Source organism: Geomonas edaphica, assembly GCF_004917075.1.
Classification (GTDB): Bacteria; Desulfobacterota; Desulfuromonadia; order Geobacterales; family Geobacteraceae; genus Geomonas; species Geomonas edaphica.
On the sequence record NZ_SSYB01000001.1, the window covers coordinates 882,766 to 900,889 of the forward strand.

Sequence of the window (18,124 nt, forward strand, 5' to 3'; positions counted from 1 at the left end):
TTTATGCACGAGTTTAACCTGATCACGACGGTCACCGGCGGCTTTCTAGCCGCCCTCGTTTTCGGCTACCTGGCGCACCGCATCGGCCTTTCCTCGATCGTCGGCTTCCTCCTGGCCGGCATCGCGGTAGGCCCGCGCACCCCCGGCTTCGTGGCAGACCGGCACATGGCAGAGCAGTTCGCCGAGATCGGCGTCATCCTGCTGATGTTCGGCGTCGGGCTGCAGTTCCACTTCAAGGAACTGCTCGAGGTGCGGCGCGCCGCCATACCGGGGGCTCTGGGGCAGAGTGCGGTGGCCACCATGCTGAGCGCCCTGGTGGCGCTCGGGCTTGGCTGGAGCTGGCCTGCGGCGATCATCTTCGGCTTCGCGGTCTCCGTCGCGAGTACCGTGGTCCTTCTGCGCGTGCTGGTGGACAACAACGAGCTGCACACCCAGGCCGGCCACATCGCGGTCGGCTGGCTCGTGGTGGAGGACATCCTGACCGTGTTCCTGCTGGTCATCCTCCCGGTGCTGTTCGGCTCGCAAGGAACCGCCGAGACGGGCCTCGCCACGGCGGTCGCCTTCGCCCTTTTGAAGATCGCGCTGCTGGTCGCGGTCACCTTCCTGGTGGGGGGGAAACTCATCCCGCGCATCCTGGAGCACGTGGCCGCGACGCATTCACGGGAGCTCTTCACCCTTGCCGTCCTGGTGCTGGCCCTCGGTATCGCCGTCGCCTCCGCCAGCTTCTTCGGGGTGTCCATGGCGCTCGGCGCCTTTTTGGCAGGGATGGTGGTGAAGCAGTCGGATTTCAGCTTCCGGGCGGCCTCCGAGGCGCTCCCGATGAGGGACGCCTTCGCGGTGCTCTTCTTCGTCTCAGTCGGGATGCTCTTCGACCCCTCCCATCTGGTGCAGCACCCGGGCCTCGTCCTCGCTACGCTCGGCATCATCATGCTCGGCAAGCCGCTTGCCGCCCTGGTGATCGTGCTCGCCCTGCGCTACCCGCCGCGGGTCGCCCTGGCCGTCGCAGTGGCGCTCGCGCAGATCGGGGAGTTCTCCTTCATCCTCGCATCGGTGGGAAGGGATCTGAAGGTGCTCGGGGAGAGTGGCGCCAACACCATAGTGGCCGCCGCGATCATATCGATCAGCCTGAACCCGCTTTTGTACCGCATGATCCCCGGGTTCGAGCGGCGGGCGAAGACGACCCGGTTTTGGCGTTATCTCGAGGAGCGCGCGCGACCCGGGCGGGACGGTGTCGAGACGGCCGACGAGGTGCACGGCGCCGATCGGGCCGTCGTCGTGGGCTACGGCCCGACGGGCAAGACCCTCGCCCGCCTTCTCGCGGAAAACGGCATCGAGCCCTTCGTGGTGGAGATGAACCTGCAGACCGTTCGCCAGCTGCAAAAGGAGGGAACCGCCGCCCTGTACGGAGACGTGACGCTAAGGGACACCCTAAAGACCGCCGGGGTGGCCTCCGCCGTGGCGCTCGTTTTGACTTCGGCCGGGATGCAGGGGGAAGAGGACGTGATAAAGCTGGCAAGGGAGCTGAACCCGGAGGTGCGCATCCTCGCGCGCGCCACCTACTTGCGGGATGTCCCGGGACTCTACCGCGCCGGGGCCGACGCGGTGTTCTCGGGCGAAGGAGAGGTCGCGCTCAACATGACCGAGCACATGATGCGTGCCCTCGGTGCAACGGACGAACAGATCGAACGGGAGCGGGACCGGGTCAGGGGCGAGCTGGCCGTAGCCGGCCGCCCCATCGGTCCTGTGCTCACTCACACGTAGATATCCTCCCAGACCTCGGCGTCCTCGGGCCAGGGCGACTCCTCGGCGAAACGCACGCTCTCCTCGACCAGGGCGAGGCAGCGCCTGTCGATCTCCTCGAGCTGTTCCCGAGTCGCCAGTCCTTCTTCCAAAAGCCGGCGCGACAGGTTCGGGATCGGGTCGCGGCTCTTCCATACGTCGGTCTCCTGGACGCTGCGGTACTTCGCCGGGTCGGACATGGAGTGGCCGCGGAAGCGGTAGGTGACCGCCTCGATGAAGTAGGGGCGCTGCCGCTCGCGGACCCATTCGGCCGCCCTTTTCGTCGCCTGGTACATGGCGATCACGTCCATGCCGTCCACCTTCTCGCTCGGGATGTCGTAACCGCAGGTGCGCCGGTGCAGCGCCGCCTGGGCCGAGGCGCGATGCACCTCGGTGCCGATGCCGTAGAAGTTGTTCTCGCAGATGAAGAGGACGGGGAGGTCCCAAAGGCGCGACCAGTTGAGCGACTCGTGGAAGGTCCCCTGGTTCATCGAGCCGTCACCGAAGAAGCAGGCGGTGACGCGGTCCTCGTCGAGGAGTTGGCTTGCCCAGGCGAGACCGGTGGCGATGGGGAACTGGCCGCCGACGATGGCGTACCCCCCCATGAAGTTGATGTCGGGTTGGAAAAGGTGCATGGATCCCCCCTTCCCACGGCAAAGTCCGGTCGCCTTGCCGAAGAGTTCCGCCATCACCTTTTTGGGATCGGCGCCGCGCACGATGGCCTGGGCGTGGTCGCGGTACGCGGAGAGCATGTAGTCCGTCTTCTTGAGCCCCGCCGTGCACCCAACGGCGACCGCCTCCTGCCCGGTGTAGAGATGCAGGAAGCCGGTGATGTGCCCCTTGGAGTACTGCTCGGCGCAACTCTCCTCGAACTCGCGGCAGAGCACCATCTGCTCGTAAAATCCAACTAGCTCCTCAACCGGGAGCAGATCGCTAAGCTTTTCCGCCATGACTCTCCTCCTTCACCGCGTTCAAGAGGCCCCCGGCCAGCAGTTCGCGGCGCTCGCGCTCCGAGGCCTGCAGCAGGGTCGCCACTTCTTGCCCGTTCACGAAGACCGGGATCTCGCTAGCCCCGCCTTGCACCAGTTCCCGCACCTTGGGAATGGAGATGCGGTCACCCTGGCCGATCCGGTCGTAGTCCGCCGGGTCACGGAAGACGAGGGGGAGGATGCCGAAGTTGATCAGGTTGGAGCGGTGTATCCTTGCGAAGCTCTTTGCCAGTTTCACCCGGATGCCGAGGTAGCGCGGGGCGAGTGCCGCGTGCTCGCGCGACGAACCCTGTCCGTAGTTCTCCCCGCCGACCACGGCACCGTCCCCTTTTTCCGTCGCCCGCAGGGAGAATTCGGGGTCGGCCTGCTCGAAGACGAACTTGCTTATCGCCGGGATGTTGCTTCTAAACGGGAGCACCTTGTTTCCCGCCGGCATGATGGTGTCGGTGGAGATGTTGTCGCCCACCTTGATGATCACCTCGACCTCGAGGCTGTCCGGCAGCGCCTCGAATTCGGGGAACGGGACGATGTTGGGGCCGGTCACGATCTCGACGCCGCTGCCGTCTTCGGGCGGGGTCTCGATGCCGGAATCGTCGACCAGGTAGCGCTCCGGGTTCTTCACGTCGGGCCAGGGGAGGAGCTCTTCGAGCTTGCGCGGGTCGGTGACCACGCCGAAAACGCCGGCGGCTGCTGCCGTCTCCGGCGAGCAGAGGTAGACGCGGTCCTCCTTGGTGCCGCTTCGCCCGGGGAAGTTGCGCGGGAAGGTCCTGAGCGACACCTGGTTCGTCCCCGGCGCCTGCCCCATGCCGATGCAGCCTAGGCAGCCTGGCTGGTGCACCTGTCCTCCGGCCAGAAGGAGCATCATGAAGCCCCCCTGGGCGACCACGTTCTCAAGCACCTGGCGGCTTCCAGGGTTGATGTGGAAGGAGAGCCCCTGGGCTATCCTGCGCCCATCGAGGATGCGGCAGACCGTCATGAGGTCGCGGAAAGAGGAGTTGACCGAGCTCCCGACGATGACCTGGTCCACCTTGAGCCCCTCGATCTCGGAGACCGGGACGACGTTGTCGGGCGACGAGGGGCAGGCGATCAGCGGGACCACCAGGGCGAGGTCGATCTCGTCGGTCTCGTCGTAGGTCGCGTCCGGGTCGGGCATAAGCTCGCGCCAGAGCTCGCCGCGCCCCTGCGCCTCCAGAAACAGACGGGTGTTCTCGTCGCTTTGGAAGACGGTGCTGGTGGCGCCGAGCTCCGCCCCCATGTTCCCGATGGTCGCCCGGTCGGTAGCCGAAAGGGTCGCCACACCCGGACCGTAGTACTCGATGATCTTCCCCACCCCCCCCTTCACGCTGTGGCGCCTGAGCATCTCGAGGATGACGTCCTTACCAGAAACCCACGGCTGCAGGCGGTTGGTGAGCTTCACCCCGAAGATCTTCGGGCAGGTGAGATGGAACGGGTACCCTGCCATGGCGAGGGCCACGTCAAGCCCTCCCGCGCCGATGGCGAGCTGTCCCATGCCTGCCGCGGTCGGCGTGTGGGAGTCGGCGCCGAGAAGCGTGGTTCCTGGAACCCCGAACCGCTCAAGGTGCACCTGGTGCGAAACGCCGTTGCCCGGCTTCGAGAGGTGGACGCCGAACCTTGCCGCGACGCTGGCCAGAAAGGCGTGGTCGTCGGCGTTCTTGTTGTCGGTCTGCAGCAGGTTGTGATCGACGTACTGCGCGGCGAGCCCCACCTTCACCCGGGGGATCCCGGTGGCCAGGAACTCGAGCATCGCCATGGTGCCGGTGGCGTCCTGCAAAAGGGTCTGGTCGATCCTGATCGCGATCTCCTTCCCCGGCACCAGTTCACCTTCCACGAGGTGTTCCTTCAGTATCTTTATGGACAGACTGTCGCCCATGTCAGACCTCCTTCGCGCGACCGCAGCCGCGCCCTACCTGCCGTGCCCCTGTTCCTCCAAAAGCTCCTTCAGCACCACGGCGTTGTTGTGCTCCTCGTCCTTCGCGGCGTAGAGCAGGGTCACCCTCCCCTTGCCGGCCTGCCGGGCGAGCTCGTGCAGCAGGGTCCCCTTGTCGGCGAGCTCCTCTCTGAAGCGGCGCCTGAATTCTGGCCATTTCTCCGGGTCGTGGGCGAACCAGCGCCTCAAGTCGTCGCTTGGGGCGAGGTCCTTTTCCCAGCTGTCCAGGTGAGCCGCTTCCTTTTTGATCCCGCGCGGCCAGAGCCGGTCCACCAGGATGCGCAGGCCGTCACCCGGGTCAGGTTCTTCGTACACCCTTTTCAGCGCGATCATGGCTTATACCTGCTGCAGGGCGGAGAGCACCCGCTTCAGGCTGTCCTGCACCGTGTGCGAGAGCTCGGTCAGCTGGGGATTGCCGACCAGAGCGAGCCCCGCCACCGGGTCCATCATCATCACGACGGTGCGGGTTTCACTTGCCGAGTAGACCGCGACGTTGCAGGGAAGCAGGGTGCCGATGTCGAGCTCCACCCCGAAGGCCTGGTAGGCGAGGCCCGGGTTGCAGGCGCCGAGGATGTGGTAGTTGCGGAACTCCTTGTCCAGCTTCTCCTTGAATTTTTGCCTCACGTCGATCTCGAAGAGCACCCCGAAGCCCTCCTTCTGCAGCTCCTGGTGCACCCTTGGCAGCGCTTCAGCGAAGGGTAGCGTGACGGTGGCCCCGAAGGCGTACGGGGTGGCAAGTGGCATCGCTTCCTGCTTTTCCAGTGTTTCGGCTCTCTCTTTCAAGCTCATCACCTCTCTTTGTATCTGTTCCGGGAGATCCCTGCGGATCATCCGCTCCGACTCGTCGTCCTTCGGGACCCAGTCCACCTCGATGGTCAGGACCAGGGGGGCCACCGGGCTTTGCACCGATGACGGAACGACCCGGTTGATGACGCGGCCGCTGAAAAGGGGGTGATCGATGAGGAAGTACTGCACCTCGCCGTGCGGCTTGTCGAGCACCACCTTTTCCTTGATCACCACCCCTTCCGTCTTGATCTCGCGTAAAAGCCCGTTGCCGTAATGCTGCAGGACGCGCGCATGGGTCACCCCCGGCAGGTAGGAGTGCGGCTGTTCCACCTTGTCGACGAGTAGCGTCCATACCGTGTCCAGCGCAGCGTGAACCTCGCAGCTAAAAGATATCTTGCGCATGGCGTGCACCTCCGCTCGTTTGCCCAACGGTTCATTAGATAAATGCCCCGTTCCGAAGACACAACTCGACAACTTTACCCGATTGTGGAAACCGGGCAATGGTCTCCCAGGCTTTTTCATGGGAAAATGCGTAGCGGGGGTGGTAAGCCTTCCCGATGCCCGAAGCATGGAGAAAGCCCAGGTAGCGCTTGTCTTGGCAGGCGTTGTGGACTAAAATGGCCGCCTTGGCAGGCGAATCTGGATCGGGAGGATTTTCAGCATGAAGAAGACCGCACTGATAACCGGGGCATCCTCGGGCTTTGGCGCCGCCTGCGCGCGCACGCTGGCGGAAAAGGGATGGCAACTGGTGCTGACGGCCCGCAGGGCCGAAAGGCTCGCCGCGCTGCAGCGGGAGCTCTCGGCGCAGACGCCCGTGCACACGCTGGCCCTGGACGTAAGGGACGCCGAGGCGGTGGCCGCTTCCTTCGCTTCGCTCCCCCCTGAGTTCGCCGAGGTGGACCTCCTGGTGAACAACGCGGGTCTCGCCCTCGGCCTCGAGCCCGCCCACGAGGCATCGCTGGAGGACTGGGACACCATGGTGGACACCAACGTGAAGGGGGTGATGTACTGCACCCGCGCCATCCTCCCTGGGATGGTGGCGAGAAACCGCGGGCACGTCGTCAACATAGGTTCGGTCGCCGGCAGTTGGCCCTACCCCGGCGGCAACGTGTACGGCGCGACCAAGGCGTTCGTGCAGCAGTTCTCCCGCAACCTGCGCGCGGACCTCCTAGGCACCGCGGTTCGGGTGACCAACATCGAGCCCGGCATGGCGGAGACCGAGTTTTCGAAGGTGCGCTTCAAGGGGGATGACGAGAAGGCGGGACGCGTCTACACCGGCACCGAGGCGCTGCAGCCTGCGGACATCGCGGACATCGTCGCCTGGGTCGCCTTGGTCCCGGCACGGGTCAACGTAAACAGCGTCGAGGTGATGTCGGTGCACCAGGCCTGGGGGCCACTGGCGGTGGACCGCTCCTGAGGCGGAGAAAGAAGGGATGGTCAATAAAAAAGGGGAGCCCCGTTAAACCGGAAGCTCCCCTTTAGCTTTTCTCGTGGGCGCCCTGCCCCGCTCAGTGCAGTTCACCGTTACCGTTGTCGTTGCCGTGCCCATCACTCCCGCCGCTACGCTGGTCCTGGCCGGTCGCCTTCAGGTAGTCGATGAACTCCTTGTCCAGCTTGTTGAAGTGCGAACGGAGCCACTCGCACATGGCGGTGATCACCGCCACGATCATGAGGGTGTTGTCCCCCTGCTCGGTATGCAGGCTCTCAAGGCGGAGCACCTCCCGGAAGAAGATCTCGTGCTGGTGCTTGTGTGCCTGGTACCCGGGAAAGCCGGATTCGAGCTGCAGCTTCTCTTCGTCGCGAAAATGCCACCTTACGTATTTCTTCAGGAACCACATGAGCCTGCCGATCTCCTCAGCCCCCCTCCTGCTCTTGGCCCCCTTCAGCAGATCATCGACACGGCGCAGCAGCTCCTGATGCTGCCTGTCTATCGCCTCGCTCCCCGTTGCCATGTCGTCACGCCACTGCGTCAACATCAAGTACTCTCCTTTAACTGCCGGGCCGCTGCTGTCGGCCTTCCCCGGTTTTTTGCCGGTTATCGTATCCATCGGCACCGCCCCCCGACTGCTTGAGAACTTTCGTTAAAAAAAAACGCCCCGGGCTGGATCCCGGGGCGCTGCAGGGGCACGATGACATTGCAGGCTTTTAAGCCTTCTTCTCCTCGTTCAGCTGTACCACGTCTTCGCCGGCCGAAGCCTTCTTGAAGTTCTTGATGCTGCTCCCGAGGGCCTGCCCAAGCTGCGGAAGCTTGGCGGGGCCGACTACCACGAGTGCTATGACGAGTACGATGATCATTTCCGGCATACCGAATCCAAACATTTACCTTCTCCTTTGAACGCCTCTTTTAGGGCGGCCCGGCTTAAGCCTGGGCTTTCTGAGCTGTTTCGTTGGCGGCCGGGATCGCAACTTCGCTCCGGGCCTTGTCGTTGTTTCTGAGTTCGTAGTACTCCTGAGGCGTGTTGATGTTGCTGAAGGAGTCAAAGCGTGGGTCGAAGTGCGCCACCTCGCCTGCCGGGACCTCGTTCACCTTGAGTTGCGGCAGTATCGATACGATGCGCCGCTTCCCCTCTTCCAGGCAGGACTCCATGGCCGGCAGGGCGCTCTTGTTGTAGAGCGCGTGCAGCGGTTCGAAGCCGTGCTCGCTCATGGGGAGGACCAGGTCACAGTCGCCCCGGCGGCTCACGATGTGCCTGATCAGGGCAGGATCGAGGTGCGGCATGTCGCAGGCTACGGTGAAGACGCTGGGGTTACTCGCCTGGGCGAGCCCGGCGTGGATCCCGGCCAGCGCTCCCATCCCGACGTAGAGGTCAGGCACCTTGCGGCACGGGAGGAATTGGTACTGCTCCGGGGTGTTGGTCACGAGGATCACCTCGGTGAAGAGCTCGGAAAGCTCGCGGTAGATGCTCTCGATGAAGCGTCCCCCCTTGTGCGGCAGGAGCGCCTTGTTGCTCCCCATGCGGCTCGAGGCGCCGCCGGCTAAGATCACGCCGGTCACCCCGGCGATTCTATCGTCCCCCATGCTGAGCGCTTCCGGATGGGTGTAGACCTTGAAGCTGTCGGCGCGGACGTAACCGACCAGGGTGATGCCCGCGTCTTCGGCCATCTTCACCGCCATGTCGGTGGGCGAGGTGCGCGAGGCGATCACGTCGATGCCTAAAAGGGATGCCTTGGCGACCAGTTCGGTGGAAACGCGTCCCGAGGTCACCAGTATGGTTCCAGCCAGGGAGATACCCTTCAGGAGGGCCTCCCCGGCGATTCTGTCGATGGTATTGTGGCGGCCGATGTCTTCTGCGTGCAAAAGGAGCGTCTCGCTCCCGACGCCTGCGGAGTGCATCCCGCCGTGGTTCTTGTAACCTTCGCTCTTCACTGCCAGTTGCTGCATCAGGGCGAAGATGGTCTCGGGCGCATGCACCTGGGACGGCCCGACTTTTTTCTCGGGCTTGGGCATGTTGAAGGTGATGCCGGTGCCGCAGCCGGAGGTGAGTACCGGTTTCAGGCGCTCGGGGAGCTCGCCGCGGATGGTGACGCTTGCGGCGCCGAAGTCCTGGCAGATGGCGAGGGCGAGAAAGTCGTCCACGCTGGAGACGAAGCCCTGCAGGCGCAAAAAGCCCGCGACCAGGAAGCGCAGGTCGTGCGGTGAAGCGATCAAGGTCGCCATCTCGCGCCCGTTCACCACCAGCTGCAGGGGGTATTCGTTCACCACCCCGCCATCCACCTGCTCCACTACGCCCTTCTTGAAACTGTAAATGGTTGCCACCTGCGGACTCCTTGAAAGCTTGCGTTTTACCTAGCCCTGCCCCACCCGTCCCTCCCCCGCTCGCGCGGGAGAGGGAGCTTGGAGGGTTTCCTCGTACTTCTGTATTACCCGGCCTCAAGGGCCGGTACTTCCTTCACGCTTAGGCCTTGGCGGCGCCGTGTGCGTTGCCTTGCTCGTTTTTGCGGAAGTGGTCCGGGATGGAATAATCCACGGTTTCCGGGTGGTGCTCGAAGATCGGGAAGTACTTCGCGATCAGCACGAAGAACAGGATGTGCGCCGCGATGATGCCGATGGTCACCACGGACTCCAGGAGGGAGGGGTAGTAGAAGGTTCCCGGGGCCTCCATGCCGAACATGGAGACGTTGAAACGGTTCAGGATGACGCCCGCGATGACGAGCCAGGCGGCGGTGGCGCGCAGGCGGTTGTTCTCACGCACGTTGCCGTTCATCAGCATGACCAGCGGGAGGAGGACGCCGCATACGACCTCGACGGCGAAGAGCACCAGCAGGCCAGGACGGTTGAAGAGCGGCCCCTCGGTGAGTGCCACCAGGGAGAACACCTTCACGGTCAGGTACACGGTGATGACCCAGGGGAGGATCTTGGCCAGGGTCTCGAGCAGTTCGCTCTCGTCCGGCTGCCCCATGTACTTGTGGCTCATGGTGGCCTCCACGATGATGATGGAGATACCGGCGCACATGGCGGAGAGCCAGAAGAGAAGCGGCAGGAGCGGGTTGTACCAGAGGCTGTGCAGCTTATCGACCGCGATCAGGAAGAAGGTGCCGAGCGACGACTGGTGCAGCGTCGAGATGGAAGCCGCCGCGACGACGAGCGGCATCTCGATGGTGCGCAGCAGGCGCAGCGGCACGTGGTAGCCGAACTTCTCGCACACCGGCGACAGGAACTCGAGGAAGAGCACCGTCGTGTAGGCGGCGATGCACATGGAAACCTCGAACATCGGGGAGTGGGGGTTCCAGTACACCATGGTGTGCCAGCAGCGCTGCGGCTGACCGAGGTCGAGCAGAAGCCCGACGCAGACCAGGGAGTAGCCGAGGAAGCCGGTCACGATGGCCGGGCGCACCAGCGGCTCGAGCTTCTTGATGTGGAAGCAGTGCACGATGGCCCCGAGGGTGAAGGCGCCGGCCGCCAGAGGAACGGCGGTGACGACGTCGAAGGAGATCCAGAGACCCCAGGGGAAGGTGTCGTTCAGGTTGGTGGTGACGCCCAGGCCGAAGACGAAACGGGCCAGGGAGGCGAGCGCGCCGAGGGACACCAGGACGATCAGGAACTTAACGAAGCGGTGGTATCCCTTGATCTCGTTAACGATTATCTTTGCAGCGGTCATCTAGCTCTCCTCCTTCGGCGTGGCGCCGGATTTTCTCTGTTCCTCTTCCTTGGCGATCCTCTCCTTCCGGTGGTTGAACCAGGAAAGCAGCGACAGCGAGGAGCCGACGGTGAGGAAGATCCCCGGCACGAGGCGCAGCGCCTGCCAGGTGTAGGACGGGAGCGGGCGCTTGGTGACCGGTTTGAAACCGAGCTCGTCGAAGGGGAGCGCGGTCAGGTAGATGACGGAGGTGCCGCCGGCCTCTTCGGAGCCGTAGAGCTTCTTCAGGTACTTCTCCGGACGGGCCGAGATCCTCTTGTTGGCTTCCTTGATCATATCCTCGCGGTTGCCGTAGGTGATGGCGGAGACGCAGGTGGTGGCGCAGGCCGGCTTCAGCCCTTCCTTCACCCTGGAGTAGCAGCCGGTGCACTTTCTCACCAGCGGCAGCGCCTTGCTCCACTCGTACTTGGGCACCCCGAACGGGCAGGCGACCATGCAGAAGCGGCAGCCGATGCAGCGGTCCGCGTCGTAGGTGACCGGGCCTTCCTTGGTCTTCTTGAAGGCGCCTACCGGGCAGACCGATGCGCAGGCCGGCTCGTTGCAGTGCATGCACATCTCTTTGTAGAAGGCGAACTCGTTCTGCCCGTTCTTCTCGTAGTCGCGGAACTTGATGCGGGTGAAGGTGTATTCCGACATGAGCGGCGGGTTCTGGTAACCCTCGCCGGTGAAGAACTCCGTCTTCTCTGCGCCCAACTGGTTCCACTGCTTGCAGGCGACCTGGCAGCCGCGGCAGCCGGTGCACTTGGTCATGTCGATCAAAAATGCCTTGTTCTTGCCGAAATCTTTGTTTTCGCTGCTCATGCGCGCTTACCCCCTTTCTCGATGTTGCAGAGGAATGCCTTGAATTCGGGGATGCTCGTGTTCGCGCAACCGACCGACGGCGTGAGGACGTTGCCCGAGTCGCCGGTAGCCATGCCTGCATAACCGAAGTGCCAGGGGAGACCCACCTGCTCTATCTCTTTTCCCTGCACGTTGAACGGCTTCAGCCTGGAGGTGACCAGGGCCTTCGCCTCGATGGAACCGCGCTCGGTGGTTACCTTGACCATGTCGCCGTTGCCGATGCCTTTGGCACGTGCGAGCGTCTGGGAGATCTCCACGAACATGGTCGGGACCAGTTCGACGAGCCAAGGAAGCGAACGGGTCATGGCGCCTGCCTGCCAGTGCTCGGTCATCCTGTAGGTGGTGCCGACGAACGGGAACTTGGCGGTGTCGCTCGACATGTTGGCCGGGATCTTGACCGCCGGGTTGGTCTGGGTCTTCGACATGAGGTTCTTGGCCGGGCTCTCCACCGGTTCGTAGTGCTCGGGGAACGGACCGTCCTTCATGTCCAGGGCGTAAAGGCGACCGTGGCCTTCAGGCAGCATGATGAAGGGGTATTTCCCTTCCTTGGCGTCGTTCATCGGCGGCCAGGGACCGTCGGGCACGTCGCCCTTCCATTTCTTCTCAAGGGCGTCCCAGGCGATGACGGCGCGCTTGGGGTTGAACGGCGCGCCGTCCGGGTTGACCGAACCGCGGTTGTAGATGATGCGGCGGTTGACCGGCCAAGCCCAGGACCACTTCGGGTACATGCCCAGGCCGGTCGGGTCGGTCAGGTCGCGACGCGCCATCTGGTTCCCTTCCTTGGTGTAGGAGCCGCAGTAAATCCAGCAGCCGGAAACGGTGGAACCGTCGTCCTGCAGGTACTTGAACATCGGGACCTGGTCGCCTGCCTTGAACTCCAGGGTCTTGTCCTTGTCGACGATGGTCATGTCCTTGGTGAAGTAGCCGTTGATCTCCTTGGCCACCATGTGCACTTCCGGCTCCTCGCCCTTGCCGTAGTTCCAGGAGAGCTTGGTGATCGGCTCGGGGAAGGCGCCGCCTTTCTCGTATGCCTTCTTCACGCGCGTGGCGAACTGGTTGATGATCCAGAGGTCGCTCTTCGCGTCACCGACCGGCTCGGCGGCCTTATAGCGCCACTGGGCCCAGCGGCCGGAGTTGGAGATGGAGCCTTCCTTCTCGACGGAAGAGGCTGCCGGCAGCATGAAGACCTCGGTCTTGATGTCCTTCGGGTTGACGCCGGGGCGCTTCCAGAAGATGGAGGTCTCGGTCTCCCAGAGGTCGACGGTGACGAGCCAGTCGAGTTTCCCGAGCGCCTCGCGGGTTTTCAGCGAATCCGGGCCGCCCACGGCCGGGTTCTGGCCCATGCAGACAAGACCATGCAGCTCGCCCTTGCCCATCTTCTCCATCAGCTTCATGAAGGAGTAGTTGCCGCTTCTCTTCGGGAGGTAGTCGTAGCAGAAGCCGTTTTCCTTGGTGGCGTTGTCACCATACCAGGCTTTCAGGAGGCTCACGGTGTACTTCGGGGTGTTGCCCCACCAGTTGGCGCTCTTCGGATCCTTGGTCTTCGGGGTCCACTTCTCGAGGTACGCCTTCAGGTCGACGTTGTCGAACTCGGGCGACTTCAGGTAACCCGGCAGCAGGTGGAACAGCAGGCCGTAATCGGAGGAACCCTGGACGTTGGACTCGCCGCGCAGCGCGTTGACGCCGCCGCCTGCGATGCCGATGTTACCGAGCAGCATCTGCAGCATGGCGGTAGCACGGACGTTCTGGGTGCCGTGGGTGGACTGGGTGATACCCATCGCGTAAAGGATGGTACCCGCCTTGTCGGCGCGGCCGGTGGAGCAGAAGGCCTTGGCAACTGCGATGTAGTCTTCCTTCTTGGTGCCGGTGATGGAGCAGACCATGTCCACGGTGTAGCGGGAGTAGTGCTTTTTCAGGAGCTGGAACACGCAGCGCGGGTCCTTGAGGCTGTGGTCGCGCTTGGGGTTGCCGGCGCCGTCGACCGCGTAGGCCCAGGCCTTCGGATCGTAGGTCTTCTCCTGGTCGTCGAAGGAGCAGAAGATCCCCTCGTTGAAGTCGTACTTCTCGTTCACGATGAAGGCCGCGTTGGTGTACTCGCGCACGTACTCCTCGTGAATCATGTTGTTCTGGAGGGCGTAGTTGATCATGCCGCCCAGGAAGGCGATGTCGGTGCCCGGACGGATCTGAGCGTAGTGGTCCGCCTTGGAGGCGGTCCTTGTGAAGCGCGGATCGACGGCAATCAGTTTGCCGCCCTGATCCATGGCTGCCTCGATCCATTTCATGGAAATCGGGTGATTCTCGGCCGGGTTGCAGCCGATTGCAAGGATAGCGTCAGCGTTCCTCAGGTCGATCCAGTGGTTGGTCATTGCCCCACGTCCAAACGAAGCCGCCAGACCGGCGACTGTAGCGGAGTGTCATATTCGGGCTTGGTGTTCGAGATTTGCGACCCCCATGGAGCGGGCGAACTTGCTCCAGAGGTAGCACTCCTCGTTGTCGAGACCTGCGCCGCCGAGGAATGCCATCCCTTCGGTGCGGTTGACCACGTATTCCTTGTTGTCCTTCTTGTTGATCTCTTTTGCCTTGAAGGTCTTGTCGCGCGCGTCCTTCATCTTCTGCGCGATGCGCTCCAGGGCCCAGTCCCACGACTTTTCTTCGAACTTGTCGCTGCCGGGTGCGCGGTACATCACCTTTTGTAGGCGACGCTCGTTGTTGGCCACCTGGAAGAGCGCGCTACCCTTCGAGCAGAGGGCACCCTGGTTGATCGGGTGCTGGGTGTCCCCCTCGATGTTCACGATCTTGCCGTTCTTGGTATGCACCACAAGCCCGCAACCTACCGCGCAGAAAGGACAGATGGTGGTCGAGCTTTTCAGCCCCTTGGTGCGCAGCTGCGTGCCGTCTGCGCCGCCCGCTTCTGCTTTTTTGCCGGAGAGGATCAGCGCTGCCGCGGCCGCCCCCCCCTGCAGAAACTCCCGTCGTGAAACTGCCATGTTGAATCTCTCCTTTTTCCATGATAAACGTCGTGCCACCGTTTTATAACTCCGCGTATACGGCAATTGCCATGCCAGCGTGTTTACGTTCACCAGAAAAATAGTTGTGTACCGTAAACCTCCGAAATGATAATGTTGTCCGCGCCGCTCGGGAATCTCCAACAGGTTAACTTTAATTAACAATTGCGTCGTTTTGTCAAAATGTGTGACATTTTGTCCAAGGCAAGAGTCGAGCAACGGCGCGGAAAAGATCGAGGCACGCCCCAAAATGACACAGGAAAGAATTCTCATCTGCGACGACGAGGAAGGTATCCTCATCTACCTGAAGAAACTATTGCAGACCCAGGGGTACCTCGTGGAGACCTTTGGTGGTGGTGCGCAGCTCCTGCGCCGGCTGCGCGAGGGGGACCCAACCGACGCCGACCTCATCCTGCAGGACGTGAGGATGCCCGACATGGACGGCATCACCGTGCTGCAGGAGGTGAAGAAACTGAGGGCGTCGCTGCCGGTCATCATCATGACCGCCTTCGGCACCATCGACGCCGCGGTCGAGGCGATCAAGCTCGGTGCCTATGACTACGTCACCAAGCCCTTCCCGAAGGAAAAGATCCTGAGCGTTTTGAAAAACGCCCTCGAGAAAGAGCAGCTGCTGCAGGAAAACCGGGCCCTCAAGTCCGAGCTCGGCAAGCCGATCCTGCAGGACGCGATCATCTTCAGAAGCGCCGTGTTCCAGGAGACCTACGACCTCACCCTCCAGGTGGCCGCAAGCGAGGCGAACATCCTCGTGCTTGGCGAGTCCGGGACCGGCAAGGAGCTGATCGCCGGGGCCATCCACTACAACAGCACCCGGCGCGAGCGCCGCTTCCTGTCCATCAACTGCGCGGCGCTTACCGAGACCCTCTTGGAAAGCCAGCTCTTCGGTCACGTGCGCGGCGCCTTCACCGGTGCCATCACGCACCAGAAGGGGCTTTTGGAGGAGGCCGACGGGGGGACGCTCTTCATGGACGAGATCGGCGACATGAGCCTCCCGATCCAGGCGAAGCTTTTGCGCGTGATCCAGGAGCGCGACTTCATCCCGGTGGGGGCGACGCGGGCGAAAAGCGCCGACATCCGGTTCGTGGCCGCGACCAACAAGGACCTCGAGGAGGAGGTGCGCGCGGGCCGCTTCCGTGAGGACCTTTACTACCGCCTGAACGTGATCAACATCCCCCTACCACCGCTTCGCGAGAGAAAGGACGACATCGAACCGCTCGCCGAGCACTTCTTGAAGAAGTACAGCGTTAAGATGAAGAAAGAGGTCACCGGTGTCACCCCCGAGGCGCTCATGCTGCTATGCGGCTACAACTGGCCCGGGAACATCCGCGAGCTCGAGAATGTCATGGAGCGCGCCGTGATCCTCGCGAGAACACCGCTTGTGACCCCGAAGGAGCTTCCCATCTGGCGCAAGACCCCGCAAAAGGCGGAGGCGCAGGTCCAGCCGCAGCTCGTCTCCCTTGAGAACATGGAGAAAGCGCACATCGAGCGGACCCTACTTGGCACCGGCTACCACAAGAGCAGATCGGCAGAGATCCTCGGCATTTCCAGAAAAACCCTGGACCGCAAGATAGCGGAATACGGCATCGCCATCCCCTCATGAACTTCCCAAGGCTCCGCTTTCCCATCAAGACAAAGCTCACCGTCGCCACGCTGATCCCGCTGGCGATCGCCATCCTCATCTGCTGGATGGCAGGCGTCTTCATCCTGAGCGCCAAGGTGGCAGCCCAGGCGCAGGAGAAGGTCCGCTACGACCTCTCCGTCGCGCGCGAGGCGTACCTGAACGAGTTGACACGCCTCTACGACGCGGTGAAGCTCTCCGCCTCCTTCGGCCGCACAGGTGAAACGGTGGCCGCGGGCGACCTGCGCGCCCTCGAGGCGACCCTGGCGCCGGTACGAAAAAGCGAGCACTTAGACATCCTTGCCGCGGTCGACGCCTCGGGCAAGGTGATCTTCCGCGCCAACAACACGCGCCAGTTCGGCGACGACAAGCTGCGCAACCAGTTCGTGGCGCGCGCCCTCAAGGGTGAGCTCGTCAGCGGCACCACCATCATACCGACCTCCGAGCTCATGCTCGAGGGGGAGGCGCTGGTGCGGCAGGCGCACGTCCAGGTGGCCGGGACCAAGGCGGACCCATCCCCCCCGGCACCCTTAAACGGCGCCATGTTCCTCTTCACCGCCGCCCCGGTGCGGGACCAGGCCGGCAACGTGCTCGGCGCGCTTTACGGCGGCGTGATGCTGAACAACAACCGAAAGCTTGTAGACAAGATCAAGGCGGTGGTCTACGAAGGGGCGAAATCAAACGGCAGGGACGTGGGGAACGCCACCATCTTCCAGGGTGGGGTGAGGATCGCCACCAACGTCCCCAATTCGGACGGCCGCCGCGCCACCGGGACCAAGCTCTCCGCCCCGGTTTACGAGCGAGTCCTTTTGAAAGGGGCCAAATGGGTGGGGAGGGCGTTCGTCGTCAACGACTGGTACCTGACCGCCTACGAGCCGATCCTGTCGCTGCAGGGGGTCCCGATCGGCGCCCTCTACGTCGGCATGCTCGAGAGCCACTATTCCGCGGTGAAGACCGACATGGCGGTGCTCTTGAGCTTCGTCCTCCTGCTGAGCGGTCTGACCGGCGTCTCCATGTCGGCTTTTCTCGGCAAGAAGCTCGCCCAGCCGATCAAGGAGCTCGAGCTGCTCACCCGGCGCGTGGCCGCAGGTGAGCGGGACGTGAAGAGCAGCATCGACTCCCGTGATGAGATCGGCGACCTGGCCGAACGCTTCAACGACATGAGCCGCTCCCTTGGCGAGCGCGAGAACAGCATCATCGAGTTGAACCGCAACCTCGAGGAAAAGGTGCAGCAAAGGACCGCTGAACTGGAGGATAAGAACCGGTTACTCGTGCAGACGCGTGAGGAGCTTCTGCGCGTCGAGAAGCTCGCCGCGATCGGCGAGTTGGCAGCCGGCGTCGCCCACGAGATCAACAACCCGATGGCGATCATCCGTGGCAACACGGAACTTTTGCAGCTCACCATCGACGAGGGAGCCCCGAACCGCGAGGAGGTGGACACCATCTTCCAGCAGGTGAAGAGAGTCGAGCGCATCGTTTCGAACCTGTTGAAGTTCGCGAGGCGCGAACAGATGGAGCACGGCAGCGTACGGTTGAACGAGCTTCTGCACGAGATCGTGGGGCAGATCGGGCACCAGGTTTCCCTTGAGAAGATAGAGGTGATCGAGCTTTACGCGGAGGATATGGCCGTCGTGGAAGGCGATGGCGACCAGTTGCGGCAGGTCTTCACCAACCTGATTCTGAACGCAGTCCAGGCGATGCCGCAGGGGGGAGTGCTCGGCATCAGGAGCGCGCCGGTTGGGAGTGGGGATCACTACGAGGTGAAGATATCCGATACCGGAGTCGGCATCGCACTGGAGAATCTGAGGCAGGTATTCAACCCCTTTTACACCACCAAGTCGAACGGGACCGGGCTGGGGCTGTCGGTGAGTTACGGCATCATCAGGGAGCATGGCGGCTGCATCGACGTGGAGAGCATCCCCGGTCAGGGGAGCAGTTTCACCGTGCTGCTCCCCTGCGAACGCTAACCCCGCCCCCCGCACCTTAAAGCAAAGAAGGGCCGT

14 protein-coding genes are annotated in these 18,124 nt (G+C 63.1%); 4 read left to right on the forward strand and 10 right to left on the reverse strand.

Annotated features, from left to right (window positions below):
- The first annotated feature begins 3 nt into the window (after window positions 1-3).
- Window positions 4-1,761: a cation:proton antiporter gene (locus tag E8K79_RS03760; RefSeq protein WP_136513541.1), complete on the forward strand. Its 1,758-nt coding sequence runs from the start codon at window positions 4-6 to the stop codon at window positions 1,759-1,761.
- Here the strand turns inward: E8K79_RS03760 and pdhA are convergent.
- The 4 genes from pdhA to E8K79_RS03780 are packed head-to-tail and all read right to left on the reverse strand — an operon-like array spanning window position 1,752 to window position 5,904.
- The gene (pdhA, locus tag E8K79_RS03765; RefSeq protein ID WP_136513542.1) at window positions 1,752-2,729 is read right to left on the reverse strand and encodes a pyruvate dehydrogenase (acetyl-transferring) E1 component subunit alpha; all 978 of its coding nucleotides are present in this window, start codon (window positions 2,727-2,729) and stop codon (window positions 1,752-1,754) included. The two genes, E8K79_RS03760 and pdhA, sit on opposite strands and share 10 nt — an antisense overlap.
- On the reverse strand, window positions 2,713-4,659 hold the full coding sequence (locus E8K79_RS03770) for an aconitate hydratase (RefSeq protein ID WP_136513543.1): 1,947 nt from the start codon (window positions 4,657-4,659) through the stop codon (window positions 2,713-2,715). Before E8K79_RS03770 ends, pdhA begins: the two co-directional genes overlap by 17 nt.
- A 33-nt stretch (window positions 4,660-4,692) precedes the next feature.
- Window positions 4,693-5,049 (reverse strand): DUF488 domain-containing protein, encoded by a 357-nt coding sequence (locus E8K79_RS03775; protein ID WP_136513544.1) that lies wholly within the window; start codon window positions 5,047-5,049, stop codon window positions 4,693-4,695.
- 3 nt (window positions 5,050-5,052) lie between these two features.
- Window positions 5,053-5,904, reverse strand: coding sequence for an AtaL-like protein (locus E8K79_RS03780; RefSeq protein ID WP_136513545.1), 852 nt, complete (start codon window positions 5,902-5,904; stop codon window positions 5,053-5,055).
- Between the two features lie 259 nt (window positions 5,905-6,163).
- Here E8K79_RS03780 and E8K79_RS03785 point away from each other — a divergent pair, with 259 nt between their 5' ends.
- The gene (locus tag E8K79_RS03785; RefSeq protein WP_136513546.1) at window positions 6,164-6,919 is read left to right on the forward strand and encodes an SDR family oxidoreductase; all 756 of its coding nucleotides are present in this window, start codon (window positions 6,164-6,166) and stop codon (window positions 6,917-6,919) included.
- 91 nt (window positions 6,920-7,010) lie between these two features.
- Here the strand turns inward: E8K79_RS03785 and E8K79_RS03790 are convergent, their stop codons facing one another.
- The 6 genes from E8K79_RS03790 to fdnG form a co-directional block, all read right to left on the reverse strand.
- Window positions 7,011-7,550: a bacteriohemerythrin gene (locus tag E8K79_RS03790; protein ID WP_246043706.1), complete on the reverse strand. Its 540-nt coding sequence runs from the start codon at window positions 7,548-7,550 to the stop codon at window positions 7,011-7,013.
- Window positions 7,551-7,647: 97 nt separating this feature from the next.
- Window positions 7,648-7,821 (reverse strand): twin-arginine translocase TatA/TatE family subunit, encoded by a 174-nt coding sequence (gene tatA / locus E8K79_RS03795; protein ID WP_129126225.1) that lies wholly within the window; start codon window positions 7,819-7,821, stop codon window positions 7,648-7,650.
- A gap of 40 nt (window positions 7,822-7,861) precedes the next feature.
- On the reverse strand, window positions 7,862-9,259 hold the full coding sequence (fdhD, locus tag E8K79_RS03800; protein ID WP_136513547.1) for a formate dehydrogenase accessory sulfurtransferase FdhD: 1,398 nt from the start codon (window positions 9,257-9,259) through the stop codon (window positions 7,862-7,864).
- A gap of 139 nt (window positions 9,260-9,398) precedes the next feature.
- Window positions 9,399-10,601, reverse strand: a complete 1,203-nt coding sequence (gene nrfD / locus E8K79_RS03805) for an NrfD/PsrC family molybdoenzyme membrane anchor subunit (protein WP_135869692.1) — start codon at window positions 10,599-10,601, stop codon at window positions 9,399-9,401.
- Window positions 10,602-11,441 carry a 4Fe-4S dicluster domain-containing protein gene (locus E8K79_RS03810; RefSeq protein ID WP_135869691.1) on the reverse strand — a complete coding sequence of 280 codons (840 nt, stop codon included), beginning with the start codon at window positions 11,439-11,441 and terminating at the stop codon, window positions 10,602-10,604. It lies immediately after the preceding gene.
- Window positions 11,438-14,467: a formate dehydrogenase-N subunit alpha gene (gene fdnG / locus E8K79_RS03815; protein ID WP_135869690.1), complete on the reverse strand. Its 3,030-nt coding sequence runs from the start codon at window positions 14,465-14,467 to the stop codon at window positions 11,438-11,440. Before fdnG ends, E8K79_RS03810 begins: the two co-directional genes overlap by 4 nt.
- A 268-nt stretch (window positions 14,468-14,735) precedes the next feature.
- Between fdnG and E8K79_RS03820 the strand changes: the two genes are divergently transcribed.
- On the forward strand, window positions 14,736-16,103 hold the full coding sequence (locus tag E8K79_RS03820) for a sigma-54-dependent transcriptional regulator (protein WP_136513548.1): 1,368 nt from the start codon (window positions 14,736-14,738) through the stop codon (window positions 16,101-16,103).
- The gene (locus E8K79_RS03825; RefSeq protein WP_136513549.1) at window positions 16,100-18,088 is read left to right on the forward strand and encodes a cache domain-containing protein; all 1,989 of its coding nucleotides are present in this window, start codon (window positions 16,100-16,102) and stop codon (window positions 18,086-18,088) included. Before E8K79_RS03820 ends, E8K79_RS03825 begins: the two co-directional genes overlap by 4 nt.
- The last annotated feature ends 36 nt before the right edge of the window (window positions 18,089-18,124 follow it).